Origin of the sequence: Streptococcus mitis subsp. hohhotensis, assembly GCF_020089495.2 — a bacterium.
Classification (GTDB): Bacteria; Bacillota; Bacilli; order Lactobacillales; family Streptococcaceae; genus Streptococcus; species Streptococcus hohhotensis.
The window spans coordinates 94,631-119,077 of sequence record NZ_JAIRCA020000001.1; the positions used below are offsets into that span (position 1 = coordinate 94,631).

The 24,447-nt window shown below is 41.3% G+C and carries 23 protein-coding genes, 1 pseudogene and 1 riboswitch; of the genes and pseudogenes, 21 read left to right on the forward strand and 3 right to left on the reverse strand.

Annotation, left to right across the window (positions count from 1 at the left end):
- Positions 1-12: 12 nt before the first annotated feature.
- The 3 genes from K4Z77_RS00515 to K4Z77_RS00525 form a co-directional block, all read right to left on the reverse strand.
- The gene (locus K4Z77_RS00515) at positions 13-1,047 is read right to left on the reverse strand and encodes a S66 family peptidase (RefSeq protein WP_224218136.1); all 1,035 of its coding nucleotides are present in this window, start codon (positions 1,045-1,047) and stop codon (positions 13-15) included.
- Positions 1,048-1,189: 142 nt separating this feature from the next.
- Positions 1,190-1,867 carry a DUF1129 domain-containing protein gene (locus K4Z77_RS00520; RefSeq protein WP_049539615.1) on the reverse strand — a complete coding sequence of 226 codons (678 nt, stop codon included), beginning with the start codon at positions 1,865-1,867 and terminating at the stop codon, positions 1,190-1,192.
- Positions 1,868-1,878: 11 nt separating this feature from the next.
- Positions 1,879-2,823: a magnesium transporter CorA family protein gene (locus K4Z77_RS00525; RefSeq protein ID WP_000815623.1), complete on the reverse strand. Its 945-nt coding sequence runs from the start codon at positions 2,821-2,823 to the stop codon at positions 1,879-1,881.
- Positions 2,824-3,257: 434 nt separating this feature from the next.
- Between K4Z77_RS00525 and K4Z77_RS00530 the strand changes: the two genes are divergently transcribed.
- From K4Z77_RS00530 to K4Z77_RS00630, 21 genes and pseudogenes are all read left to right on the forward strand, one after another.
- Positions 3,258-3,443, forward strand: coding sequence for a hypothetical protein (locus K4Z77_RS00530; RefSeq protein WP_142294085.1), 186 nt, complete (start codon positions 3,258-3,260; stop codon positions 3,441-3,443).
- 399 nt (positions 3,444-3,842) lie between these two features.
- A complete protein-coding gene (uvrA, locus tag K4Z77_RS00535) occupies positions 3,843-6,674 on the forward strand; it encodes an excinuclease ABC subunit UvrA (protein ID WP_224218137.1) in 2,832 nt (943 codons plus the stop codon).
- A complete protein-coding gene (locus K4Z77_RS00540) occupies positions 6,667-7,728 on the forward strand; it encodes a M24 family metallopeptidase (RefSeq protein ID WP_224218138.1) in 1,062 nt (353 codons plus the stop codon). The genes uvrA and K4Z77_RS00540 overlap by 8 nt, the downstream gene beginning before the upstream one ends.
- A gap of 57 nt (positions 7,729-7,785) precedes the next feature.
- A riboswitch (M-box (ykoK) riboswitch) is annotated at positions 7,786-7,936 on the forward strand.
- A gap of 194 nt (positions 7,937-8,130) precedes the next feature.
- Entirely contained in the window at positions 8,131-10,791 is a 2,661-nt protein-coding gene (gene mgtA / locus K4Z77_RS00545) for a magnesium-translocating P-type ATPase (protein WP_224218139.1), read from the forward strand.
- Between the two features lie 135 nt (positions 10,792-10,926).
- The gene (gene spx, locus K4Z77_RS00550) at positions 10,927-11,325 is read left to right on the forward strand and encodes a transcriptional regulator Spx (protein ID WP_000591165.1); all 399 of its coding nucleotides are present in this window, start codon (positions 10,927-10,929) and stop codon (positions 11,323-11,325) included.
- 60 nt (positions 11,326-11,385) lie between these two features.
- The gene (locus K4Z77_RS00555; protein WP_000725151.1) at positions 11,386-11,955 is read left to right on the forward strand and encodes an SP0191 family lipoprotein; all 570 of its coding nucleotides are present in this window, start codon (positions 11,386-11,388) and stop codon (positions 11,953-11,955) included.
- 86 nt (positions 11,956-12,041) lie between these two features.
- Positions 12,042-12,308 (forward strand): IreB family regulatory phosphoprotein, encoded by a 267-nt coding sequence (locus K4Z77_RS00560; RefSeq protein WP_000507059.1) that lies wholly within the window; start codon positions 12,042-12,044, stop codon positions 12,306-12,308.
- Between the two features lie 3 nt (positions 12,309-12,311).
- Positions 12,312-12,731: a Holliday junction resolvase RuvX gene (gene ruvX / locus K4Z77_RS00565; protein WP_004239076.1), complete on the forward strand. Its 420-nt coding sequence runs from the start codon at positions 12,312-12,314 to the stop codon at positions 12,729-12,731.
- A gap of 15 nt (positions 12,732-12,746) precedes the next feature.
- Entirely contained in the window at positions 12,747-13,052 is a 306-nt protein-coding gene (locus tag K4Z77_RS00570; RefSeq protein ID WP_000017620.1) for a DUF1292 domain-containing protein, read from the forward strand.
- A 406-nt stretch (positions 13,053-13,458) separates the two neighbouring features.
- Positions 13,459-14,709, forward strand: a complete 1,251-nt coding sequence (locus K4Z77_RS00575) for a folylpolyglutamate synthase/dihydrofolate synthase family protein (RefSeq protein ID WP_224218140.1) — start codon at positions 13,459-13,461, stop codon at positions 14,707-14,709.
- Positions 14,706-15,143, forward strand: a complete 438-nt coding sequence (locus tag K4Z77_RS00580) for an SP_0198 family lipoprotein (protein ID WP_224218141.1) — start codon at positions 14,706-14,708, stop codon at positions 15,141-15,143. The genes K4Z77_RS00575 and K4Z77_RS00580 overlap by 4 nt, the downstream gene beginning before the upstream one ends.
- Positions 15,144-15,282: 139 nt before the next feature.
- On the forward strand, positions 15,283-16,815 hold the full coding sequence (cls, locus tag K4Z77_RS00585) for a cardiolipin synthase (protein ID WP_224218142.1): 1,533 nt from the start codon (positions 15,283-15,285) through the stop codon (positions 16,813-16,815).
- A 255-nt stretch (positions 16,816-17,070) separates the two neighbouring features.
- Positions 17,071-18,610, forward strand: a pseudogene (locus tag K4Z77_RS00590) (damage-inducible protein CinA).
- A 119-nt stretch (positions 18,611-18,729) separates the two neighbouring features.
- Positions 18,730-20,937, forward strand: a complete 2,208-nt coding sequence (gene nrdD / locus K4Z77_RS00595) for an anaerobic ribonucleoside-triphosphate reductase (RefSeq protein ID WP_224218143.1) — start codon at positions 18,730-18,732, stop codon at positions 20,935-20,937.
- A gap of 11 nt (positions 20,938-20,948) precedes the next feature.
- Entirely contained in the window at positions 20,949-21,089 is a 141-nt protein-coding gene (locus K4Z77_RS00600; protein WP_000521618.1) for a hypothetical protein, read from the forward strand.
- Positions 21,090-21,132: 43 nt separating this feature from the next.
- On the forward strand, positions 21,133-21,639 hold the full coding sequence (locus tag K4Z77_RS00605; RefSeq protein WP_224218144.1) for a GNAT family N-acetyltransferase: 507 nt from the start codon (positions 21,133-21,135) through the stop codon (positions 21,637-21,639).
- Positions 21,632-22,222 (forward strand): anaerobic ribonucleoside-triphosphate reductase activating protein, encoded by a 591-nt coding sequence (gene nrdG, locus K4Z77_RS00610; RefSeq protein WP_060805947.1) that lies wholly within the window; start codon positions 21,632-21,634, stop codon positions 22,220-22,222. Before K4Z77_RS00605 ends, nrdG begins: the two co-directional genes overlap by 8 nt.
- A gap of 255 nt (positions 22,223-22,477) precedes the next feature.
- Complete coding sequence (rpsJ, locus tag K4Z77_RS00615; protein WP_001284513.1) at positions 22,478-22,786, forward strand: 30S ribosomal protein S10; 309 nt, start codon at positions 22,478-22,480, stop codon at positions 22,784-22,786.
- 81 nt (positions 22,787-22,867) lie between these two features.
- Positions 22,868-23,494 (forward strand): 50S ribosomal protein L3, encoded by a 627-nt coding sequence (gene rplC / locus K4Z77_RS00620; protein ID WP_000160197.1) that lies wholly within the window; start codon positions 22,868-22,870, stop codon positions 23,492-23,494.
- A 24-nt stretch (positions 23,495-23,518) separates the two neighbouring features.
- Positions 23,519-24,142 carry a 50S ribosomal protein L4 gene (gene rplD / locus K4Z77_RS00625; protein WP_000024537.1) on the forward strand — a complete coding sequence of 208 codons (624 nt, stop codon included), beginning with the start codon at positions 23,519-23,521 and terminating at the stop codon, positions 24,140-24,142.
- Positions 24,142-24,438, forward strand: coding sequence for a 50S ribosomal protein L23 (locus K4Z77_RS00630; protein WP_001055347.1), 297 nt, complete (start codon positions 24,142-24,144; stop codon positions 24,436-24,438). The genes rplD and K4Z77_RS00630 overlap by 1 nt, the downstream gene beginning before the upstream one ends.
- Positions 24,439-24,447 lie beyond the last annotated feature (9 nt).

Consider the following 24,447-nt stretch of genomic DNA (forward strand, 5'->3'; position numbering starts at 1 on the left):
TAGAGAAACTATTTATTTTTTGTTATAGTCAAAGCGAATGATTTGCTCCTGTGCATCTACATGAGCATGGACCCCAAAAGGTACAATTGCTCTTGGAGTTGCGTGGCCAACATTCAGATTATAGACAATAGGGATATTGCTGTCAATGATATCCAATAGCGCCTCTTTATAGTCGTCATAGAAAGTTTCATCTATAGGTTTTCCGACCAGGAGTCCACTGATGACCTCGAATATCCCAGTGTTTTTTAAAGTCCGCAACATCTTTTTGAAGTCTTCTGGTTCAGGCTTTTCTTCGCTTGTCTCTAGCAAGAGGATCTTTCCTTCCCAGTCTGACAAGTCAGGGAAAAGTTTGTATTTTTGGCAGAACTCTGTGCTATCTGTATATCGAGAGTTGTCAAAGATATCGTAGAGGGATTCGAGGCAACCACCGAGGATTTTTCCCTCGAACCGGGTATTTCCTTGTAACAAGTCAAAACCAGTATTTGCATGACTGACACGAGGTGCCCCCAGAGCTTTGGAGCTAAAATCAGTTCGTTCCTCATACCAAACATTGCTAGGGCGGATTTCTGAGATTTTTCCTGTCTCAATCAATTCTTTAAAGTAGTGAAGGCTATAGGCTAGCATTTCTTTGTCTAGTTCACAAATGTCTGCTAAAAAGGATTGACCATAAAAAGTTTTGATTCCTAGTTTATGCAACATGAGATGGTTCATGGTTGTATCCGAGAAACCAAGAAATATTTTTTGTTTGATAACGTTTTGGAGTTGGTCATTTTCAAAAAGATAAGGTAGTAAGCGATAGGTATCGTCTCCACCGATGGCACATAGAATCATATCGATGCTATCATCAGAAAAGGCATGAATCAAATCCTCTGCACGCGCTTCAGGATGGTCCTTGATAAAGTCTAATCCATTTAGCGAATGGGGCAAAAAGATAGGATTGAGTCCCAGGTCCTTGAGACGTTGGACACCCAAGTCCACTTCGTGTTTGACAAAGTCCTCTCCGATAATGCCACTAGATAAACTAACAATACCAATAGTAGAAACCATATCTTATCCTCCTAGAAATAGATTGAGCCTATTTTATCACAAAAGATAAGAGAAAGCTATGTGGGATGTCAGAAGAATACTTTAAAATCAAAAAAGAGTCGTGAAAAAGCAACCGCACCTGCAGTTGCTTTTATGATTCTGCTTAATAACGTGTTGGTCCTGCACTTGCGCTACGGATGTTCAAGCGTTTCTTGAGATAGAAGCGAAGGGCTAGGAGGACTGCTCCGATAATAGCCAGTGGCACTGGAGCAAGTACTGGGTTAAGGCTAGCTGGTAGGAAGCTTGTTGCAAAGAAGACAAGCAACCAAAGGAACATAGATGCTAGGATAACTAGTACAGATTTCCAGAAAGGTGGACGTTGACTGCGGTCCATATCTGGTCCATAGTATTGGTAAACAAAGTAGTACATCAAGTAGAAGGCAAATCCACCAACCAGTCCAACTAAGAGGAGGGTAATCAATCCATAGCCGAAAGCTTGATCTGCCGCAAAGAAGGTTGTGAGTGCACTGACGAGGGCAAAGAGGCTAGTGATGAAAAGGGCTGAGTCCATAATCATGAGTTTTGGATCATCATTTTCTTTTGGATGCTCTTTTTCATATTGCTCCTTGACAGTGAAGCTATGAGCCCAGTGGGTCGGTGCGCCGTAGAGGGAACGAGCAGTCGTACCCTTGGCTTGCTCTTCAAGGATTTGGGGAATAACTTCCTCAAAAATAGCCTTGATTTCAGCGTCTGTTTTTCCATCTTTGATGAATTGTTGGGTAGCGATGTGGACAAACTCTTGGTTTTTCTTGGTTAATTTTTGTAGATCAATCTGAGACATAGGAACTCCTCTTAGAACCATTTTTTATGGATGAGATAGAGAGTGAGCGAGACACTCATAGCAAAGGCGATAAAGACGATTAACCAGAAGGCATTTGGCTCGCCGTTTAGGGGGATTTCATTATCCTTAAAGTTCATCCCGTAGGCAGAGAAGACCATGGTTGGGATGGACATGACGATGGTCACAAGGGCCAAGGTTTTCATGATGTTGTTCTGGTTGTTGGAAATGATAGAGGCAAAGGTCTCTGTCATAGAATGCAAGACGTTTCCATAAATGTCTGCCATCTCGATGGCCTGTTGGGTTTCAATCAGGGTATCTTCAAGCAGGTCTTCGTCCTCAAGGTATTTCTTGATATTGCTAGTTGAGCTGGTCAATTTCTTAATCACGCGCTCATTTGTTTTGAGTGAGGCCTTGAAATAGACGATGGTTTTTTCCAATTCCATGAGTTCGATCAATTCTTCATTACGAGTTGATTGATGCAGTTGACTTTCAATTTGTTCACTCTTACGGTCAATTGAACGAAGGGCTGTTAGGTAGAGCTCTGCATTGCGATAAAGAATCTGGAAGATAAAACGCGAACGCATGAAAGTGTAGAAATTACGCAAACGACGGTTGATAAAGACATCAAGGACTGGTAATGGTTCCAAACACGTAGTGATAATGGTTTCCTCGGTGATGATAATACCAAGCGGGATGGTTACGTAGTAGGTGCGGTTATTTCTTTCCTCTGTGACTGGAACGTCTACGATAATCAGGGTATACTCGTCTTCAATGGTAATACGAGACATTTCTTCCGCATCGAGCGGTGCACGAAGGTCAGCAATATCGATATCGAAGGCGTTGGCGATTTCGAGAGATTCATTTTGAGTCGGATTGACGAGATTGATCCAAGTACCCGGTTCAAGCGTATCGATCTCTTTAAATTCAGTTGTTGTAGAGAGAAAAACTTGTTTCATATCCCTTATCCTTTCTCATTTTTCAGATTTTTTCACACCGTACTATTATACTACAAAATCAGCCTTTTTCAAAATAAATCTAACAAAAATTCTGTTACCACTTGTTAATAAATCAAAAAAATCAGATAAAGAATTTGCATTTTTAAAAAATCTGAGTTATAATATGGTCGAGGTCATGAAGACTAAAATAGTAAATCAAACAAATATGAACATTAATATCTAATAATTTATTGAAAAAAATTAAATAACATAAACATAGATTGAAATAAATACATCATTTAAAACAGATTAGTACTAAGAATAATATCTCGCTAAAAAATAATATTATAAATTACCACTTGCTTAATAAAAAAGTAAATAATGTGAATCAAATTAAATAAGAATAATTACTGTTTTAGAAAATGGCTTTCATAAAAAAATGTGAGGTTTTCAATATGAACTTAAAAGATATTAATAATTTTACAGTAGCAATTTTAGTAATTGGACTGTTGACTACTTTAGTTTTGCTTTTTTTAGGTGCGACTCTTCCAATAGCTATTTTAGGTTTTGGAATAATTGCGGTTTTGGGTATTGTTGCGCTAGGATTAGCGTTTTACTACGAAGTTAAAAATAGAAAATAATTAGTCACAGCTTTTTTATTAAATTTGAATTGTAATTCAAAAGATAGTTCATCGCATCTAGCTTTTGATTTCGAAAAAGAAAAGTTTGACAAGTTTTGTATGTTAGTAACTTAAAAAGCATGTTGGACTGTGCTAGTTTCTTGCCTGCTGAACTCGTCAAATCCTAGCCCTTTTGTGGGGCTTTTTTTTTGCTCCCCTTTTTGCGTATTTTGGGGGAACAAATAGTAAAAAGTAATGTTAGTATTCTTTGCTAAAAAGCACGTGATATATGGGTTAGGAAGCCCTAAGAAAACATAAAATAAGCAATTTTTGATTATACTACAAAATCGGCCTTTTGGGTAATAGAATCTCACTTTTTTTGGTATAATGGTAAGCAATAATGGACTAGAAAGAACAAAGATGCAAGATAAAATTGTCATTCATGGGGCGCGTGCCCATAATTTAAAAAATATTGATGTGGAGATTCCGCGAGATAAGCTGGTTGTAGTGACTGGCTTGTCAGGTTCAGGGAAATCCAGTCTGGCCTTTGATACCCTCTATGCTGAGGGACAACGTCGCTATGTAGAGAGTTTGTCAGCCTATGCTCGTCAATTCTTGGGAAATATGGAGAAGCCTGATGTAGATGCCATTGATGGCCTCAGCCCAGCTATTTCCATAGACCAGAAAACGACTAGCAAAAACCCTCGCTCGACGGTTGGAACAACGACTGAAATCAATGACTATCTGCGTCTCCTCTACGCACGTGTGGGGACGCCTTACTGTATCAACGGGCATGGGGCTATCAAGGCTTCTTCTGTGGAACAAATCGTGGATAAGGTTTTAGAATTGCCTGAACGCCAGCGCTTGCAGATTTTGGCCCCTGTCATCCGCAAGAAAAAAGGCCAACATAAGAGTGTTACCGAGAAGGTTCAGAAAGATGGTTATGTTCGTGTCCGTGTGGATGGGGAAGTCTATGATGTGACCGAAGTGCCAGAGTTGTCCAAGAGCAAGCAACACAATATTGATGTCGTGGTTGACCGTATTGTTATCAAGGAGGGTATACGTAGTCGTCTCTTTGATTCCATTGAAGCTGCCCTTCGTATTGCAGAAGGTTATGTCATTATCGACACTATGGACGACTCTGAGTTGCTCTTCTCTGAGCATTATGCCTGTCCGGTTTGTGGCTTTACTGTTCCAGAGTTAGAGCCACGTCTCTTCTCATTCAATGCTCCTTTTGGTTCTTGTAGTGAGTGTGATGGCTTGGGCATCAAGCTGGAGGTGGATACTGATTTGGTAGTGCCAGATGCCAGCAAAACCTTACGTGAGGGAGCGCTGGCACCTTGGAATCCTATCTCATCCAACTACTATCCAAACATGTTAGAGCAGGCTATGACAGCCTTTGGAGTGGCTATGGATAAGCCTTTTGAGGACTTGTCAGAAGAAGACAAGAACTTGATTCTCTATGGATCTGATGGTAAGGAATTCCATTTCCATTATGAAAATGAATTTGGTGGCGTGCGCGATATTGACATTCCTTTTGAAGGAGTTGTCAATAATATCAAACGTCGCTACCATGAGACTAATAGTGATTACACTCGCACCCAGATGCGCCTCTACATGAATGAGCTGACCTGTGGAACCTGTCACGGCTATCGTCTCAATGACCAGGCTTTGTCTGTCCGTGTTGGTGGTGAGAAAGGACCACATATCGGAGAAATTTCAGACCTGTCTATCGCAGACCACTTGGAGTTGGTGAGCCAGTTAACCTTGTCTGAAAATGAAGCTATCATTGCTCGGCCTATTATCAAGGAAATCAAGGACCGCTTGACCTTCCTTAATAACGTGGGTCTTAACTATCTGACCCTGTCACGTTCGGCAGGAACCCTTTCAGGTGGAGAGAGTCAGCGTATTCGCTTGGCGACCCAGATTGGTTCTAACCTATCAGGCGTCCTCTATATCCTAGACGAGCCGTCAATCGGTCTTCATCAGAGGGATAATGACCGTCTCATTGCCAGTCTCAAAAAGATGCGTGATTTGGGTAATACTCTCATAGTAGTGGAACATGACGAAGATACCATGCGTGAGGCTGATTATCTAATTGACGTTGGTCCCGGTGCGGGAGTATTTGGTGGGGAGATTGTTGCTGCAGGTACGCCCAAACAAGTGGCTCGCAACAGCAAGTCTATCACAGGCCAGTACTTGTCGGGCAAACGTGCCATTCCAGTGCCAACAGAGCGCCGTGTGGGGAATGGTCGTTTTATCGAGATTACAGGAGCGCGTGAGAACAACCTGCAAAATGTCACAGCTCGCTTCCCACTAGGAAAATTCATCGCAGTGACAGGGGTATCAGGTTCAGGTAAATCTACCCTAATCAATAGCATTCTCAAAAAAGCTATTGCCCAGAAGCTCAACCGCAATTCAGACAAACCTGGTAAATTTAAGGCTATTACAGGGATTGAGCATGTAGACCGCTTGATTGATATTGACCAAAGTCCTATCGGACGAACGCCGAGGTCTAATCCAGCTACCTATACAGGAGTCTTTGACGATATACGTGACCTGTTTGCTCAGACTAATGAAGCCAAGATTCGAGGCTACAAGAAGGGGCGTTTCAGTTTCAACGTCAAGGGTGGTCGCTGTGAAGCCTGCTCAGGTGACGGAATCATCAAGATTGAGATGCACTTCTTGCCAGATGTTTATGTGGCTTGTGAAGTCTGCCACGGAACCCGCTACAACAGTGAGACCCTAGAAGTTCATTACAAGGAAAAAAATATCTCGCAGGTCTTGGACATGACCGTCAACGATGCGGTGGAGTTCTTCCAACACATTCCAAAGATTCAACGTAAACTTCAGACTATCAAGGATGTGGGACTTGGTTATGTGACATTGGGGCAACCTGCTACCACCCTTTCTGGGGGAGAAGCTCAGCGTATGAAACTGGCTAGTGAACTTTACAAACGATCGACAGGAAAATCTTTCTACATTCTGGATGAGCCGACGACAGGTCTTCATACAGAGGATATTGCTCGCTTGCTTAAGGTTTTAGCTCGCTTTGTTGACGATGGCAATACAGTACTCGTTATTGAGCACAATCTAGATGTTATTAAAACTGCAGACCATATTATTGACTTGGGACCTGAGGGCGGTGTCGGTGGTGGAACCATCATCGCAACGGGAACTCCAGAAGAAGTAGCGGCCAACGAAGCCAGCTACACAGGACATTATTTGAAAGGAAAGTTACATCATGAATAAACGTGTACAAGCATTTCTATCTAAAATGCAAGAAAAAGAACTAGATGGCATCATCATCAATAACCTTAAAAACGTCTATTATTTGACTGGTTTTTGGGGCTCAAACGGGACAGTCTTTATCAGTCGTGACCGTCAGGTCTTGGTGACAGACTCTCGCTATATCATTGCAGCCAAGCAAGAAACCAGTGGCTTTGAGATTGTGGCTGACCGTGATGAATTGGCTGTCATTGCAGGAATTGTTAAGGACATGGGCTTGTCTCGTATCGGTTTTGAAGATGAGATTTCAGTCTCTTATTATCACCGTATGCAGGCAGCTTTTGCAGGTTTGGACTTGCTTTCACAAACTCAATTTGTCGAAGGACTCCGAATGATTAAGGATGAAGCGGAGATTGCAGCTATTCGCAAGGCTTGTTCTATCTCAGACCAAGCTTTCCGCGATGCGCTTGACTTTATTAAGCCAGGAAAGACTGAAATTGAGATTGCCAACTTCCTTGACTTCCGTATGCGTGAGTTGGGAGCTTCAGGCCTATCATTTGATACTATTTTAGCAAGTGGCATCAACTCTTCGAAACCTCATGCTCATCCAATGCACAAACCAGTGGAGCTAGGAGAAGCTATTACCATGGATTTCGGCTGCCTCTATGACCACTATGTCAGCGATATGACACGAACTATATATCTGGGGTATGTCAGCGACGAGCAGGCAGAGATTTACAATACGGTTTTGAAAGCCAACCAAGCCTTAATCGATCAAGCCAAGGCAGGCTTAGGCTTCCGTGACTTTGACAAAATCCCTCGTGATATCATCATCGAGGCAGGCTATGGCGACTACTTTACTCACGGTATCGGACACGGTATTGGACTTGATATCCATGAAGAGCCTTACTTTAGCCAAACTTCTACAGAAACTATTAAGGCGGGTATGGCCTTGACCGATGAACCAGGTATTTATATCGAAGGCAAATACGGTGTTCGTATCGAGGATGATATCCTGATTACAGAGACCGGTTGTGAATTGTTGACCCTTGCTCAAAAAGAGTTGATAGTTATTTAAGAGTTAAACAACTCAAATGATTGACTTTTAAATTTTAAAGGTTTATACTGAAAGACGAAAACGGTAGGTGAGGCTACCATAGGGATACGGATGACTACCGCAAAGCAGTGGAGACACTACTCGTTGGTCAACAGTCCTGGTCGCGAAGGCCAAGACTAAGCTCATTACATTGCCCTATGGAGTTAAAGCTTGAACGAAAAACAGATAATTAGTTTTTTAATCCTGCCATTTTATGGTGGGATTTTCTACTGTTTAAATCAAAGAAAGGAGATAAACGATGCAAATTGACGATCATCCGGAACCGCACATACACAGCCAATCGCTGATTTGTGTCGTTCTGCCCTTATAAAGTGATTGGTCTCTGTGTATGAAACACATCATTCATACAGATAGGAGAAACCAATGAAAACTACAAAAGAAAGATTAGCAACAGCTATTCATACAGCTTTAAACGAAACTCTATCTTTTTATAAGACAAGTCTAACAGGCTTGACTGAGGAGCAGGTGGAGAAAAATCGTGACCTATATGGTGAAAATACCATCACAAAGGGTCAAGAAGACAGTATCCTCAAAAAGATTTACGAATCCATTATCAATCCTTTTACGATTATCTTACTGGTCATCGCCGTGATTTCCTTGGTGACCAATGTCTGGTTGGCAAAACCAGGTCAAGAAGATCCGACAACTTCCATTATCATCGTTGTCCTAGTCCTCATTTCTGGTGGCATACGCTTTGTCCAAGAACTCCGTAGTGATAAGGCTGCGACTAATCTATCAAAAATGATTGTCAACACAGCGACTGTCATTCGTCAAGGAGAAATTCAAGAAGTACCTATCGATGATTTGGTAGTGGGTGACGTGGTTAAATTAAGCGCAGGAGACATGATTCCAGCAGATCTTCTTTTATTTGAGTCGCGCGATTTCTTTGTACAACAGTCGGGCTTGACAGGTGAAAGTGAATCGGTTGAAAAATTGGCCTTGACCAAGGCAACAGTTCAACAATCTGATAGTCTGCTAGAAGCAGAAGCGCTCGCCTTTATGGGAACCAATGTCTTGTCTGGTAGTGCCAAGGCCGTGGTTTTAGCAGTTGGTGATGATACCATGATGGGGGCCATTGAGCAGACTTTGAACACCTATGATGAGCCTACTTCGTTTGAACGGGAGATGAATAGTATTTCGTGGCTCTTAATTCGTTTGATGCTGGTCATGGTGCCCATCGTTTTCTTGTCCAATGGTTTAACAGATGGAGATTGGTTAGAAGCTGGCGTATTTGCTTTGAGTGTTGGTGTTGGATTGACACCTGAGATGCTTCCTATGATTATCACGGCCAGTCTAGCAAAAGGCTCCATCATTATGGCCAAGGAAAAAGTGGTTATCAAGAAACTCAATGCCATACAGGACTTAGGGGCGATTGATATTTTGTGTACAGATAAGACAGGAACTCTAACCCAAGACGAAATTGTCCTTGAATATCCCTTGGACATCCACGGACGCTTGGATTTGACCGTCTTGAGACGAGCTTATCTCAATTCTTATTTTCAAACAGGCTTGAAAAATTTGATGGACAGAGCCATCATCAAACGGACTGAAAAGGAAGCAAAAGAACACGCCCTCTTGCAAAATCTGGCTCAAACTTTTCAAAAAATAGATGAGCTTCCCTTTGATTTTGAACGTAGACGTATGAGTGTTATCGTTAAGGATGAACACGAAGTTGTTAGTTTGGTAACCAAGGGTGCCCTAGAGGAAATGTTGACGATTTCCAGTTATGCGGAATATCAAGGAGTGATTACTCCCTTGACAGATGCTATTAGAGAAGAAATTTTAGCAGAAGTTCGACAACTAAATCAACAAGGTTTACGTGTCTTGGGAGTGGCCTATAAGTCAGGTTTGAGGGAAGGTCATGCCTATACAGTTGATGACGAAGGGGATATGATTCTAACTGGTTATTTAGCCTTCCTAGATCCTCCTAAACCATCTGCAGCACCAGCAATTAAGGCTCTGTTAGAGCATGGGGTTCAAACAAAGATTTTGACGGGAGACAACGAAAAAGTTACTCAAGCAGTCTGTGAAAAGGTTGGTTTGGATATCAATCAGATGCTGTTAGGATCTGAAATTGATCAGATGAGTGATCAAGAATTGGCCCAAGCCGTAGAGGAGGTAACCGTCTTCGCCAAACTTTCACCTGACCAAAAAGCGAGGATTATTTTGCAATTTAAGGCTAATGGTCATGCTGTCGGCTATATGGGAGATGGGATCAATGATGCTCCTTCTATGAAAGTTGCAGATGTGGGAATTTCTGTTGATACAGCAGTAGATATTGCCAAAGAAACGGCTGATGTTATCCTACTTGATAAGGATCTCATGGTGCTTGAAAAAGGACTTGTTGAAGGTCGTAAGGTCTATGCCAATATGACTAAATATATCAAAATGACAGTGAGTTCTAATTTTGGAAATATCTTATCCCTATTGGTCTCTGGAATCTTTTTGCCATTTTTACCAATGGCACCAGTCCATTTGATTATCCTAAATCTAGTCTATGATTTGTCTTGTATTGCCTTGCCTTTTGACAAGGTGGATAAAGATTTTTTGAGAAATCCGCATACTTGGGAAGCCAAGTCTATCACACGTTTCATGGTTTGGATGGGGCCTATCTCTTCTGCATTTGATATTTTGACCTTTATTTTGCTCTATTTTATCATTGTACCCATGACGACAGGTCAAGCCTATGTTCATGGAGCGGAGTCTGCCGTAGGATTTATTGTCTTGTTTCAGACAGGTTGGTTTATCGAGTCCATGTGGTCACAGACCATGGTTATCCATATGCTGCGTTCAGCCAAAATTCCCTTTTTACAAAGTCGTCCAGCTTGGCTAGTCCTTGTGACAACCTTATTGGCTGCAGCCTTTGTGACCTTCCTTCCCTACAGTCCACTCGCAATCCTACTTCATCTAACTCCATTAAAACCGATTTATTTCATCTTTTTGCTTTTCATCATTATTTTGTATATGATTAGCGTGACAATTGTGAAAAAAATCTATATCAAGAAATATCAAGAATGGCTGTAAATTTCATTTTGTCAAGAAAAAAGTACGAAAATGACGAAAAAAGTTAAAAAAATTTAAAAATAGGTCGCAAGTCGGATGTTTTTTATGGTATAATAGACTAAACTGATAGTAACATGTAGCGAAAGGGGTAGGTACATGATTAAAATTTATACAGTCTCAAGTTGTACTAGCTGTAAAAAAGCAAAAACCTGGCTCAATGCCCACCAGTTAAGTTATAAAGAACAAAATCTTGGTAAAGAAGGAATTACGAGAGAAGAATTACTGGATATTCTAACCAAAACAGATAACGGAATAGCCAGCATCGTTTCATCTAAAAATCGCTATGCCAAAGCCCTTGGAGTGGATATTGAAGATTTGAGTGTCAACGAAGTCCTCAATCTGATTATGGAAACACCGAGAATTTTAAAGAGCCCAATTCTTGTGGATGAAAAACGTCTGCAAGTTGGCTACAAGGAAGACGATATTCGTGCCTTCCTACCACGCTCTGTCCGTAATGTAGAAAATGCAGAAGCACGTTTGCGTGCAGCTCTATAAACATCAAGGCTGGGAGCAACTCCCAGTCTTATTTTAATTTCAAAAAGAAAGAAGAAAGAAATGAAAAAAATAGTTCTTGTTAGCCTAGCTTTCCTTTTTGTCCTGGTTGGTTGCGGACAGAAAAAAGAAACTGGAACAGCTACAAAAACAGAAAAGGATACGCTTCAGTCGGCGTTGCCAGTTATTGAAAATGCCGAGAAGAATACAGTTGTGACCAAGACTTTGGTCTTGCCCAAGTCAGATGATGGTAGCCAGCAAACTCAAACCATTACTTATAAAGACAAGACTTTTTTGAACTTAACCATTCAACAAAAGCGTCCAGTCTCAGATGAGTTGAAGACCTATATTGACCAACACGGAGTGGAAGAAACTCAAAAAGCTCTTCTGGAGGCAGAGGAGAAGGATGAGGCTATCATAGAAGCTCGTAAATTAGCAGGATTTAAGCTTGAAACTAAACTATTGAGTGCAACCGAACTTCAAACAACGACTAGTTTTGATTTTCAAGTTTTGGATGTCAAGAAGGCTTCTCAGTTAGAATATTTGAAGAACATTGGTTTAGAAAATCTCTTGAAGAATGAACCAAGCAAGTATATTTCAGACAGATTGGCAAATGGTGCGACAGAACAATAGAAAATCCAAATAAATAGACTGCCTGAATTGTAGAAGGTAAGGAATTATGCTATAATGGTACTATTCTAAGGAAAGAGGGTGTTAGAATGGGATTTACTGAAGAAACAGTACGTTTTAAATTGGACGATTCCAATAAAAAAGAAATTAGCGAAACTCTGACTGATGTTTATGCTTCGTTGAACGATAAGGGATACAACCCGATTAACCAAATCGTAGGTTACGTATTGAGTGGAGACCCTGCCTACGTTCCTCGTTATAATAATGCACGAAATCAAATCCGTAAATATGAGCGTGATGAAATCGTTGAGGAATTGGTCCGCTACTACCTTAAAGGACAAGGAGTCGATCTATAACCTATGAGAATTATGGGATTGGACGTCGGTTCAAAAACGGTAGGGGTAGCGATTAGCGATCCACTCGGTTTTACAGCTCAAGGACTTGAAATCATCCAAATTAATGAGGAGCAAGGCCAATTTGGTTTTGATCGCGTTAAGGAGTTGGTTGACACTTACAAGGTGGAACGATTTGTAGTGGGCTTGCCTAAAAATATGAACAATACAAGCGGACCGCGCGTGGAAGCTAGTCAAGCATACGGAGCAAAGCTAGAAGAGCTTTTTGGTTTACCAGTAGACTATCAAGATGAACGCTTGACAACAGTTGCCGCAGAGCGCATGTTGATTGAACAAGCAGATATTAGCCGCAATAAGCGCAAGAAAGTCATTGATAAATTAGCGGCTCAGCTGATTTTACAAAATTATTTAGATAGAAAATTTTAATATAAAGGAGAGGCTATGTCACACGATCATAACCACGACCACGAAGAACGTGAATTAATTACACTAGTAGATGAACAAGGAAATGAAACCTTGTTTGAAATCCTTTTGACGATTGATGGAAAAGAAGAATTTGGTAAAAACTATGTTCTTCTAGTACCAGTTAACGCAGAAGAAGACGAAGACGGACAAGTTGAAATCCAAGCTTACTCATTCATCGAAAACGAAGATGGAACAGAAGGCGAATTGCAACCAATCCCAGAAGACTCAGAAGACGAATGGAACATGATTGAAGAAGTCTTCAATAGTTTTATGGAGGAGTAAACACGTCCAGTGGACGTGTTTAGCCCTGCGCTAGAAAATAGAAACGCAGGCATATCCAGTGAACATTTTTACCCCAGTTCCTTAAAATAAGAGAGAACTGGTAAGTCCGGGGGATATTTTTAGCCCAGCTCTTTGAAATAAAAAAGAGCTGGTAAGTCCAGTGGACGTTTTTAGCCTGACGCTAAAAATAAAGACCGTAAGTAAGTCTGGGAGACTGTATCACTCCAACTCCTAGAAATTGGAAGAGTTGGAACATCCAGTGGATGTTTTTAGCCCAAGTTAATATTCATAGTTGCTAGTGATTAGCTAACCAGGTAAGAGGTCGGGACGAAAATCCTGGCCTCATTTTTTGTTATCTACGGAATTTTGCTAGATAATTGATTAGACTTTTATCAAGGAGATATGTATGTTTGAAGTAGAAGAATGGCTCCATAGTCGGATTGGTTTGAATTTTCGATCAGGTTTGGACCGAATGCAGCAAGCGGTGGATTTGTTAGGAAATCCTGAGCAGTCTTACCCTATTATCCACGTGACAGGGACTAATGGGAAAGGATCTACCATTGCTTTTATGAGGGAGTTATTTATGGGGCATGGCAAAAAAGTTGCGACCTTTACCTCCCCTCATATCGTCTCTATCAATGACCGAATCTGCATTAATGGGCAACCAATAGCTGATGCAGACTTTATCCGTTTAGCTGAGCAGGTCAGGGAGATGGAAAAGACGCTTCTACAAACCCATGACCAGTTGTCCTTTTTTGAATTGCTGACCTTGATTGCTTTTCTTTATTTTAGAGAGCGAGAGGTGGATTTGGTTCTACTAGAAGTGGGAATTGGTGGCTTACTTGACACAACCAATGTGGTAATTGGAGAGATTGCTGTCATCACCTCCATCGGGCTTGACCATCAGGAGACTCTGGGTGACAGTATAGCAGCAATTGCAGAGCAGAAAGCTGGTATTTTCAAGGCTGGTAAAAAGGCAGTGATTGCGAAATTGCCTCCAGAAGCTAGACTTGTCTGTCAGAAAAAAGCCGAATCTTTAGCTGTTGACCTTTATCAGGCAGGTCAGGATTTTTCAATGCTGAATGGGGATTTTTCAAGCTCTTTGGCTAACCTTTCACAGTTGAAAATAGGTTTAGAAGGAACTTATCAGCAGGAAAATGCGGCCTTGGCGTTGCAAACTTTTCTTCTATTTATGAGAGAAGGAAGGGAATCTGTTGATGAGCAAGCTGTAAGACAGGCTTTGGAGCAGACCCATTGGGCTGGGCGTTTGGAGCGTATTCGTCCTCAGATTTATTTGGACGGTGCTCATAACCTTCCTGCCTTGACTCGCCTGGTGGAGTTTATCAAAGAAAAAGAGCAGGAAGGTTATCGTCCTCAAATCCTCTTTGGAGCCTTGAAACGGAAGGATTATCAAGGAATGTTGAGTTATCTGACTGAAAATTTACCTCAGGTAGAACTCAAGGTGACTGGTTTTGACTATCAAGGTTCTCTGGACGAGACAGATGTAACAGGTTACCATGTAATTCCCTCTTACCGAGAATTTATCAGCAGTTTTGAAGAAAGAGCCGATACCAAGGACTTGTTATTCATTACAGGGTCTCTCTATTTTATCTCAGAAGTACGGAGCCACATACTGGGGCATGAGCAGATAAATTGACCTCTCTAGCAAGTCTTAGTCTCTTAGTAGCTTGTTCACAGAGAGCTCAACAGGTTCAACAACCAGCAGCTCAACCGCAAACACAACAAACTCAGCAATTACAACCTGCTACTTCATCTTTTACAGAAAATACAAATCAGGCAGCGACAAGTTCTTCACAAAATGCGCCCGAGGCTCAACCAGCTAATATTGATGGAACTTATACTGGTCAGGACGAAGGAGACCGTATCACTTTAGTGGTAACTGGAACAACTGGTACTTGGACTCAGGTAGAAACTGACGGGGAACAAGAACTCAAGCAGGTTAGCTTTGACGCTGCTAATCAACGCATGATTATTGGTGATGATGTCAAGATTTATGCAATCAATGGTAATCAGATGATTATCGACGATATGGATAGAGAAGCGTCTGATCGCATCATTTTATCAAAATAGACTAGGAGGAGACTGGAATTTTCGGTCTCTTTTGCTTTTGCTCAGAAAAATGATTATAAATACTTGCCTTCTACCGAATACCTGAGTTATACTAGTTTTAATTACCTGTTTTTAGCATTCAAAATATCAAGGAGGGGATATGAAATATAGAAAATTTCAATTATTAATGTCCAAGTATGGCTTTAGTCTTTCGATTATGCTGCTTGAACTGTGTCTTGTTTTTGGTCTCTTTCTTTATTTAGGGCGGATGGCCCCTATTCTATGGGTAATTGTCTTAATTTTTATGAGTATGGCGACTATCGTAGCGATTGTCAATCGTTCCATGGCGCCTGAAAGCAAAGTGATGTGGTTAGTGGTGACTTTTGTTCCTGTCATTGGTCCTTTGCTCTATCTGATGTTTGGTGAAAGACGATTATCCAAAAAAGAAATCAAGCAGTTGGACAAACTTGGTTCTATGCATTTTCGGGAGGATAACAGTAAAGCTCTCCGCCAGAAATTGAAGGAAGATGATAAGGCGGCTTACGGAGTTATCAAATCTTTGCTAAGTATGGATAGCAATGCCGACGTCTATAATCGAACAGACTCACAATTCTTTTCTTCGGGTGAAAGCATGTGGCAATATATGTTGGAAGACCTCAAGAAAGCTGAAAAGTTTATCTTTCTAGAGTACTATATTGTCGAAGAAGGTCTAATGTGGAATAGCATACTAGACATACTAGAGCAAAAGGCAGCTCAAGGTGTAGAGGTCAAGATGCTCTATGATGATATCGGCTGTATGGCGACTTTGCCTGGAGATTATACTATTCAGCTTCGTAGTCGAGGAATTGAAGCCCATAAATTTAACAAGGTGATTCCTCGCTTGACGGTGGCTTACAACAATCGGGACCATCGTAAAATCCTTGTCATAGATGGTCAGGTAGCCTATACAGGAGGCATTAACTTAGCCGATGAGTACATCAATCATGTAGAACGCTTTGGCTATTGGAAGGACAGTGGGATTCGCTTAGATGGCCCTGGTGTCAAGGCTCTCACCCGTCTCTTTTTGATGACTTGGTATATCAATCGTGGGGAAATCAGTGATTTTGATCAGTATCACTTGGAAAATCAGCCTTGTTCTGGCCAAGGTCTCTGCATTCCTTACGGTAGTGGACCCAAGCCCATCTTCCGTACCCAGGTAGGGAAAAAAGTCTATCAAAGTTTGATTAATCAGGCCACTGATTCAGTCTATATCACAACGCCCTATTTGATTATTGACTATGACTTAACAGAGAGTATTAAAAATGCGGCCATGAGGGGTGTCGATGTCCGCATCGTGACTCCTTTCATTCCAGATAAGAAATTAATCCAACTCATCACAAGAGGGGCCTATCCGGATTTGTTGTCAGCAGGAGTAAGGATTTTTGAGTATAGTCCAGGCTTTATCCACAGTAAACAAATCCTAGTGGATAAGGACTTTGCTGCAGTTGGAACCATTAACTTAGATTATAGAAGTTTGCTTCACCACTATGAAAATGCAGTCTTGCTATATAAAACAGAATCAATCACTGAGATTCAAAAAGATTTTGAGGAGATTTTTTCAGTATCGCAAGAAATTTTTGCTCATACGATAAAAAATAGCTGGTACCAAAAATTGATTAAGGAAATTGCCCAGTTATTTGCCCCTATCTTATAAGAAATCTAGGACTGAGGACACAAACCAGTCCTATTTTTCTTGTCTTTTACGAATAAGAAGATATAGGGAGGGACGATGCTGACCCAGAAAGAATTGAATTATATCATGACATTTAAACAGACACATTTACACCGATTTCGAGAAATTGAAACCTTTGTGAAACTATGCAAAAAATCACTCAAACAACCATCGTAAGCTGACAATCCTAGGACTTTTTGATATACTAAGACAGATAAATTGAATAGGAGAAACGATATGAGTGTGTATGGTAGAGTAGAAGAAGTTCATCAGGAGAATCGTGAACCTCTAGAATACCAAATCGAACAAGAATCGCATCATCGTGAATCAAGTCGTCTTCCTTTGGTAAAAATTTTACTATGGAGTACGCTTGTAACGGGGATAACTCTAGGAGTACCGCTATTACTCGATTTAATGAGTGCGCAGGAAGTGCAGGATTTTTATGCAGGTTGGGCCCTTCATCAGACAGGGAAGATTTACAGCGACTATTATGGAAGTCAAGGTTTGCTTTATTATTTGCTGACTTACGTGACTCAGGGCGGATTTCTCTTTGCCATCTTTGAGTGGTTAGCCTTGGTAGCAGGAGGATTTTTCCTCTTTCGATCGGCGGACACCTTGACAGAGCAAGGAGACCAAGCTGGACAACTGGTGACTATTTTTTATATGCTAGTTACAGGTCTTGCTTTTGGTGGAGGATATGCGACTCTTTTAGCGCTTCCCTTCTTATTCGCGGCCTTTAGTTTAGTTGCTGCTTACCTAAGCAATCCAAGCCATGATAAGGGATTTGTACGGATTGGGCTGGCTTTGGCAGGAGGATTTTTCTTTGCTCCCTTGACATCGCTCCTGTTTATTGCTGTAGTGAGTTTAGGCTTGTTGGTCTTTAACCTTGGGCATAGACGCTTTGTACATGGATTTTATCAGTTTCTTGCAGTGGCTTTAGGTTTTTCACTGGTCTTTTATCCAACTGCCTACTATAGTGTTGCAACAGGAAGTTTTGAGGATGCGATTAGTGGAATTTTGTATCCAATTCATTCCATTCGTTTGACTTCTGTTTCGGCATTGTTAGAAAATGTTTTGTTTTATGGGTTGTTGGCTCTTGGCATAGGAGTTTTGGTTTTTGTCTTTTTAGGTCTCTTTCAATCTAAATCCTCTAAACTATATGTCATCTCAGTGCCTGCGAGTTTGTTCCTAATTTTAGGTTTGGTAGTGATTTTCTTTACACAGGATCCTCTACATGCATCCCGTTTGATGCTCATTTTTCCGGTCTTTCTTCTACTTTTAGTGTCCAATATCAAGGGGCAACAGAGTGGTCGTAGCGTTAGAAGAAGACGCAGAGAAGAGACTGTTAGTCTCTGGCATCGCTATACTAAAGGAAATCTTTACCTACCGATTTTAACTTTGTTATATCTTTTGGCTGTTCCTTTTTTTGATGAGATTTGTCCTTTATCCAGTACCTTATCAAGAACGTGAGCGTCTTGCTGATTTGGTGAAAGAGGAGACAAGTACGGAAGATGCTATCTATGCATGGGATGATACTGCAACTCTTTATCGTAAGAGTGAGCGCTTGTCGCCATCGGCTATTTTGTCCCCGTTGCACTATACAGCAACTGAGGAAAATCGGAATAAGCTACTCAATGACTTGAAAGAAAAACAACCCAAGGTGATTGTGGTGAATGATAAGGTAGCAGTCTGGTCTGAAGTGGAAACAATTTTGAAAGAAAATTACCAACCAGTAAAGACAGATTACTCAGAATTCAAAGTCTATAAAATCAAATAACTAAATCAATATCTTGTGTATTTTTAAAAATTTTAGGATTTTTAACACAAGATATTGATTTTTCTTCTTAGAGTGGTATAATACTTTTTAGAAAGAACAATTTAGAAAAGAGCATGCATATGATTGCACTAGAAGAAAAAATTACAATTTTGCCAACTCTCTTCGTCGAGAAACGAGATGGGAGACGTGTTGTATTTGATGTGGACAAGATTGACAAGGCTCTCCACAAGGCGGCTGACAAGGTTATGGATGTGACACCCTTGGTTGAAAAGCGCCTCAATGCTCTGACCGAGCGAATTGTCACAGAAATTCATAGTCGCTTTCCACAGGGGGTTAAGATTTACGAAATTCAAAATATCGTAGAACATGAATTGCTTGAAGCCAAAGAATATGCGCTGGCTGAGGAGTATATTACTTATCGGACGCAGAGGGATTTTGAGCGCTCAAAAGCGACGGATATCAACTTTAGTATCCATAAGCTTCTCAATAAAGACCAGGCGGTTGTCAATGAAAATGCAAATAAAGATAGCGATGTCTTTAACACCCAGCGCGATTTGACAGCAGGGATTGTTGGAAAGTCAATCGGACTGCAAATGCTTCCTAAGCACGTAGCCAATGCCCACCAAAAAGGGGATATCCACTATCACGATTTGGACTACAGTCCCTATACACCTATGACCAACTGCTGTTTGATTGATTTTAAAGGTATGTTGGAAAATGGTTTTAAGATTGGAAATGCAGAGGTAGAAAGTCCCAAGTCTATTCAGACTGCAACAGCTCAGATTTCCCAAATTATCGCCAACGTTGCTTCTAGCCAGTACGGTGGCTGTTCAGCTGACCGTATTGATGAAGTTTTGGCGCCTTATGCAGAGAAAAATTACCAAAAACACCTCAAAGATGCAAAAGAGTGGGTCTTGCCTGAAAAGCGGGAAGATTATGCCTGGAAGAAAACGCAAAAAGACATCTACGATGCCATGCAATCACTCGAGTATGAAATCAATACTCTCTTTACTTCAAATGGACAAACGCCTTTTACTTCTCTAGGCTTTGGTCTAGGAACTAGTCGTTTTGAACGAGAAATTCAAAAGGCAATTTTAAACATTCGTATCAATGGGCTCGGTTCAGAACACCGCACAGCTATCTTCCCTAAACTCATCTTTACGCTTAAAAGAGGACTCAACTTAGAGGAAGGGACACCCAACTACGACATCAAGCAGTTGGCTCTAGAGTGCGCAACCAAGCGGATGTACCCAGATGTTTTGTCCTATGATAAGATTGTTAATTTGACAGGTTCTTTCAAAGTTCCTATGGGCTGCCGTTCGTTTCTTCAAGGATGGAAGGATGAGAATGGCGTAGAAGTCAATTCAGGTCGGATGAATCTGGGTGTTGTGACGGTTAACCTGCCTCGCATCGCCCTCGAGTCTGAGGGAGACATGAATAAGTTCTGGGAAATCTTCAACGAGCGTATGAATATCGCAGAAGATGCTCTGGTTTATCGTGTCGAACGTACCAAAGAAGCAACGCCGGCCAATGCTCCTATCCTTTATCAGTACGGTGCTTTTGGTCATCGTCTAGGTAAAGAAGAAAGTGTTGACCAGCTCTTTAAGAATCGTCGAGCAACCGTTTCGCTGGGTTACATCGGTTTGTACGAAGTGGCTACCGTCTTCTTTGGAAATAGCTGGGAACACAATCCAGAAGCCAAGGAATTCACGCTGGATATCATTCGTGATATGAAACGCCGTGTAGAAGAGTGGTCTGACCAATATGGCTACCATTTCTCCATTTACTCAACACCGTCTGAAAGTTTGACAGACCGTTTTTGCCGACTAGATACAGAGAAGTTTGGTTCTATTCCTGATATTACAGACAAGGAATACTACACCAATTCTTTCCACTACGATGTTCGTAAAAATCCAACACCGTTTGAAAAATTGGATTTTGAAAAAGTCTATCCAGAAGCAGGTGCATCAGGTGGTTTCATCCATTATTGTGAGTATCCAGTCCTCCAGCAAAATCCAAAGGCCTTGGAAGCTGTCTGGGACTATGCTTATGACCGTGTGGGTTATTTGGGCACTAATACTCCAATTGACCGTTGCTATAAGTGTGACTTTGAAGGGGATTTTGAACCAACTGAGAGAGGATTTGCTTGTCCAAACTGTGGCAATAGCGACCCTAAAACAGTAGACGTTGTTAAACGGACTTGTGGCTACTTAGGTAATCCTCAAGCGAGACCTATGGTCAATGGGCGTCACAAGGAAATCGCAGCGCGTGTCAAACACATGAATGGCTCAACGATTAAAATGGCTGGCCACCAAGTAACAAATTAGAAAGAAATGAAATGGGAAAATACCAATTAGACGATAAAGGGCGCGCACAAGTGACCCGTTATCACGAGAAACACTCTAAAGGTGGAGCTGGTAAGAAAGAACGTTTGCTCAACCTCAGAGAACAATTTTTAAACAAGAACAAGAAAAAATAAAAGTGAGAGTCAGCTCTCGCTTTTCTCTTAGTGGGAGGTAAGGATGGAACTACGCAGACCAAGATTAGCAGATAAGAAGGCTGTTTTAGATATGATGGCAGAGTTTGAGCAGACCCAATCAGCCCACGATGGGGGCTTTTGGGATACAGAGAACTTTGTGTATGAAGAGTGGTTGGAAACAAATATGCAAAAAGAGATGGGAATAAACTTGCCTGAAAATCGTGTTCCTTCTATTCAATTTGTATCATTTGATGATGTAGGTCGTGCTCTAGGATTTTTGAATCTGCGATTGAGACTGAATGAGGGGTTGCAGAATTATGCTGGCCACATTGGTTACTCCATTCGTCCATCAGAAAGAGGTAAAGGTTATGCTAAAGAAACTCTCCGTCAGGGCTTGCAAGTTGCTAAGGAAAAGAACATCAAGAAAGCTCTTGTGACCTGTAGCGTGAATAATCCTGCTAGCAGAGCAGTCATTTTAGCAAATGGTGGGCTCCTTGAGGATGTTCGTAATGGAGTCGAGCGTTATTGGATAGAGGTAGCGAATGAATAATCCAAAACCACAAGAATGGAAAAGCGAGGAACTCAGTCAAGGGCGTATCATCGACTACAAGGCCTTTAACTTTGTAGATGGAGAAGGTGTGCGTAACTCTCTCTATGTATCAGGTTGCATGTTTCACTGCGAGGGATGTTATAATGTTGCGACTTGGTCTTTTAATGCTGGCATTCCCTATACAGCAGAATTAGAAGAACAGATCATGGCAGATCTCGCTCAACCTTATGTTCAAGGCTTGACCTTGCTGGGAGGGGAGCCCTTCCTCAATACGGGGATTCTCCTGCCTCTCGTTAAACGCATTCGAAAGGAATTGCCAGAAAAAGACATCTGGTCCTGGACGGGCTACACTTGGGAAGAAATGATGCTGGAGACTCCAGACAAATTGGAACTCTTATCGCTAATTGACATCCTTGTAGATGGACGGTATGACCGAACTAAGAGAAATCTCATGCTCCAGTTTCGAGGTTCGTCCAATCAACGCATCATCGATGTGCAAAAATCCCTCAAAAGTGGGCAAGTAGTGATTTGGGACAAGCTCAATGACGGAAAAGAAAGCTATGAACAGGTGAAGAGAGAATAACTTTCTTCTATAGAGAATAGTTAAATAAATGACCTATAAAAAAAGAAAACAGTTTCATTGTAAAAAAACGAAAAAATAGCAACAAATCCCTTGCAATCGCAGGGGCTTTGTGTTATTCTATTATGGTGCTGTAAATTACAGCTTTAGCTTTGATGCAAGAGGTTGCGACACGCTCGGTTGCATTGCCACGCAACGCCGCGTCGGTTTTCTTGTGGAGCTAGCCTATTATCTTAAATAGACGAAAAGGAGAAAAAGATGGCAAACAAAAAAATCCGTATCCGTTTGAAAGCTTACGAACACCGTACGCTTGACACAGCGGCTGCAAAAATCGTAGAGTCAGCTACTCGTACAGGTGCACAAGTTGCGGGTCCAATCCCACTTCCAACTGAACGTAGCCTCTACACAATCATTCGTGCGACTCACAAATACAAAGACTCTCGCGAACAATTTGAAATGCGTACACACAAACGTTTGATCGATATCGTTAACCCAACTCAAAAAACAGTTGATGCGTTGATGAAATTGGATCTTCCAAGTGGTGTAAACGTAGAAATCAAACTTTAATCTAAAGCTTGATACCTTGAGCATAAAAAACGCTCGTTAAAAACTTTTTGAATAAAAATATAGAAAAGGAACTATTTTCTCATGACAAAAGGAATCTTAGGGAAAAAAGTGGGAATGACTCAAATCTTCACTGAAGCTGGCGAATTGATCCCTGTAACAGTTATTGAAGCAACTCCAAACGTTGTTCTTCAAGTTAAAACTGTTGAAACAGACGGATATAACGCTATCCAAGTTGGTTTCGATGACAAACGCGAAGTATTGAGCAACAAACCTGCTAAAGGACATGTAGCGAAAGCTAACACGGCTCCTAAGCGCTTCATTCGTGAATTCAAAAACGTTGAAGGCTTGGAAGTTGGTGCTGAAATCACAGTTGAAACATTCGCAGCTGGAGACGTTGTTGACGTAACTGGTACTTCTAAAGGTAAAGGTTTCCAAGGTGTTATCAAACGCCACGGACAATCACGTGGACCAATGGCTCACGGTTCTCGTTACCACCGTCGTCCAGGTTCTATGGGACCTGTTGCACCTAACCGCGTATTCAAAGGTAAAAACCTTGCAGGACGTATGGGTGGCGACCGCGTAACAATTCAAAACCTTGAAGTTGTACAAGTTGTTCCAGAAAAGAACGTTATCCTTATCAAAGGTAACGTACCAGGTGCTAAGAAATCTCTTATCACTATCAAATCAGCAGTTAAAGCTGGTAAATAATAAAGAAAGGGGAAATCAGTCACAATGGCAAACGTAACATTATTTGACCAAACTGGTAAAGAAGCTGGCCAAGTTGTTCTTAACGATGCAGTATTTGGTATCGAACCAAATGAATCAGTTGTGTTTGATGTGATCATCAGCCAACGCGCAAGCCTTCGTCAAGGAACACACGCTGTTAAAAACCGCTCTGCAGTATCAGGTGGTGGACGCAAACCATGGCGTCAAAAAGGAACTGGACGTGCTCGTCAAGGTTCTATCCGCTCACCACAATGGCGTGGTGGTGGTGTTGTCTTCGGACCAACTCCACGTTCATACGGCTACAAACTTCCACAAAAAGTTCGTCGCCTAGCTCTTAAATCAGTTTACTCTGAAAAAGTTGCTGAAAACAAATTCGTAGCTGTAGACGCTCTTTCATTTACAGCTCCAAAAACTGCTGAATTTGCAAAAGTTCTTGCAGCATTGAGCATCGATTCTAAAGTTCTTGTTATCCTTGAAGAAGGAAATGAATTCGCAGCTCTTTCAGCTCGTAACCTTCCAAACGTGAAAGTTGCAACTGCTACAACTGCAAGTGTTCTTGACATCGCAAATAGCGACAAACTTCTTGTCACACAAGCAGCTATCTCTAAAATCGAGGAGGTTCTTGCATAATGAATTTGTATGATGTTATCAAAAAACCTGTAATCACTGAAAGCTCAATGGCTCAACTTGAAGCAGGCAAATATGTATTTGAAGTTGACACTCGTGCACACAAACTTTTGATCAAGCAAGCTGTTGAAGCTGCTTTCGAAGGTGTTAAAGTTGCTAATGTTAACACAATCAACGTAAAACCAAAAGCTAAACGTGTTGGACGTTACACTGGTTTTACTAACAAAACTAAAAAAGCTATCATCACACTTACAGCTGATTCTAAAGCAATCGAGTTGTTTGCTGCTGAAGCTGAATAATCTAAGGAG

Coding starts and splice junctions, on each gene's coding strand:
- mgtA (WP_224218139.1), top strand. CDS start 8,131: ATGAAAACTACAAAAGAAAGATTAGCAACAGCTATTCATACAGCTTTA.
- K4Z77_RS00630 (WP_001055347.1), top strand. CDS start 24,142: ATGAATTTGTATGATGTTATCAAAAAACCTGTAATCACTGAAAGCTCA.
- K4Z77_RS00530 (WP_142294085.1), top strand. CDS start 3,258: ATGAACTTAAAAGATATTAATAATTTTACAGTAGCAATTTTAGTAATT.
- nrdD (WP_224218143.1), top strand. CDS start 18,730: ATGATTGCACTAGAAGAAAAAATTACAATTTTGCCAACTCTCTTCGTC.
- K4Z77_RS00605 (WP_224218144.1), top strand. CDS start 21,133: ATGGAACTACGCAGACCAAGATTAGCAGATAAGAAGGCTGTTTTAGAT.
- K4Z77_RS00570 (WP_000017620.1), top strand. CDS start 12,747: ATGTCACACGATCATAACCACGACCACGAAGAACGTGAATTAATTACA.
- K4Z77_RS00515 (WP_224218136.1), bottom strand. CDS start 1,047: ATGGTTTCTACTATTGGTATTGTTAGTTTATCTAGTGGCATTATCGGA.
- K4Z77_RS00540 (WP_224218138.1), top strand. CDS start 6,667: ATGAATAAACGTGTACAAGCATTTCTATCTAAAATGCAAGAAAAAGAA.
- K4Z77_RS00575 (WP_224218140.1), top strand. CDS start 13,459: ATGTTTGAAGTAGAAGAATGGCTCCATAGTCGGATTGGTTTGAATTTT.
- K4Z77_RS00560 (WP_000507059.1), top strand. CDS start 12,042: ATGGGATTTACTGAAGAAACAGTACGTTTTAAATTGGACGATTCCAAT.
- ruvX (WP_004239076.1), top strand. CDS start 12,312: ATGAGAATTATGGGATTGGACGTCGGTTCAAAAACGGTAGGGGTAGCG.
- K4Z77_RS00520 (WP_049539615.1), bottom strand. CDS start 1,867: ATGTCTCAGATTGATCTACAAAAATTAACCAAGAAAAACCAAGAGTTT.
- rplC (WP_000160197.1), top strand. CDS start 22,868: ATGACAAAAGGAATCTTAGGGAAAAAAGTGGGAATGACTCAAATCTTC.
- rpsJ (WP_001284513.1), top strand. CDS start 22,478: ATGGCAAACAAAAAAATCCGTATCCGTTTGAAAGCTTACGAACACCGT.
- K4Z77_RS00600 (WP_000521618.1), top strand. CDS start 20,949: ATGGGAAAATACCAATTAGACGATAAAGGGCGCGCACAAGTGACCCGT.
- rplD (WP_000024537.1), top strand. CDS start 23,519: ATGGCAAACGTAACATTATTTGACCAAACTGGTAAAGAAGCTGGCCAA.
- uvrA (WP_224218137.1), top strand. CDS start 3,843: ATGCAAGATAAAATTGTCATTCATGGGGCGCGTGCCCATAATTTAAAA.
- nrdG (WP_060805947.1), top strand. CDS start 21,632: ATGAATAATCCAAAACCACAAGAATGGAAAAGCGAGGAACTCAGTCAA.
- K4Z77_RS00555 (WP_000725151.1), top strand. CDS start 11,386: ATGAAAAAAATAGTTCTTGTTAGCCTAGCTTTCCTTTTTGTCCTGGTT.
- cls (WP_224218142.1), top strand. CDS start 15,283: ATGAAATATAGAAAATTTCAATTATTAATGTCCAAGTATGGCTTTAGT.
- spx (WP_000591165.1), top strand. CDS start 10,927: ATGATTAAAATTTATACAGTCTCAAGTTGTACTAGCTGTAAAAAAGCA.
- K4Z77_RS00525 (WP_000815623.1), bottom strand. CDS start 2,823: ATGAAACAAGTTTTTCTCTCTACAACAACTGAATTTAAAGAGATCGAT.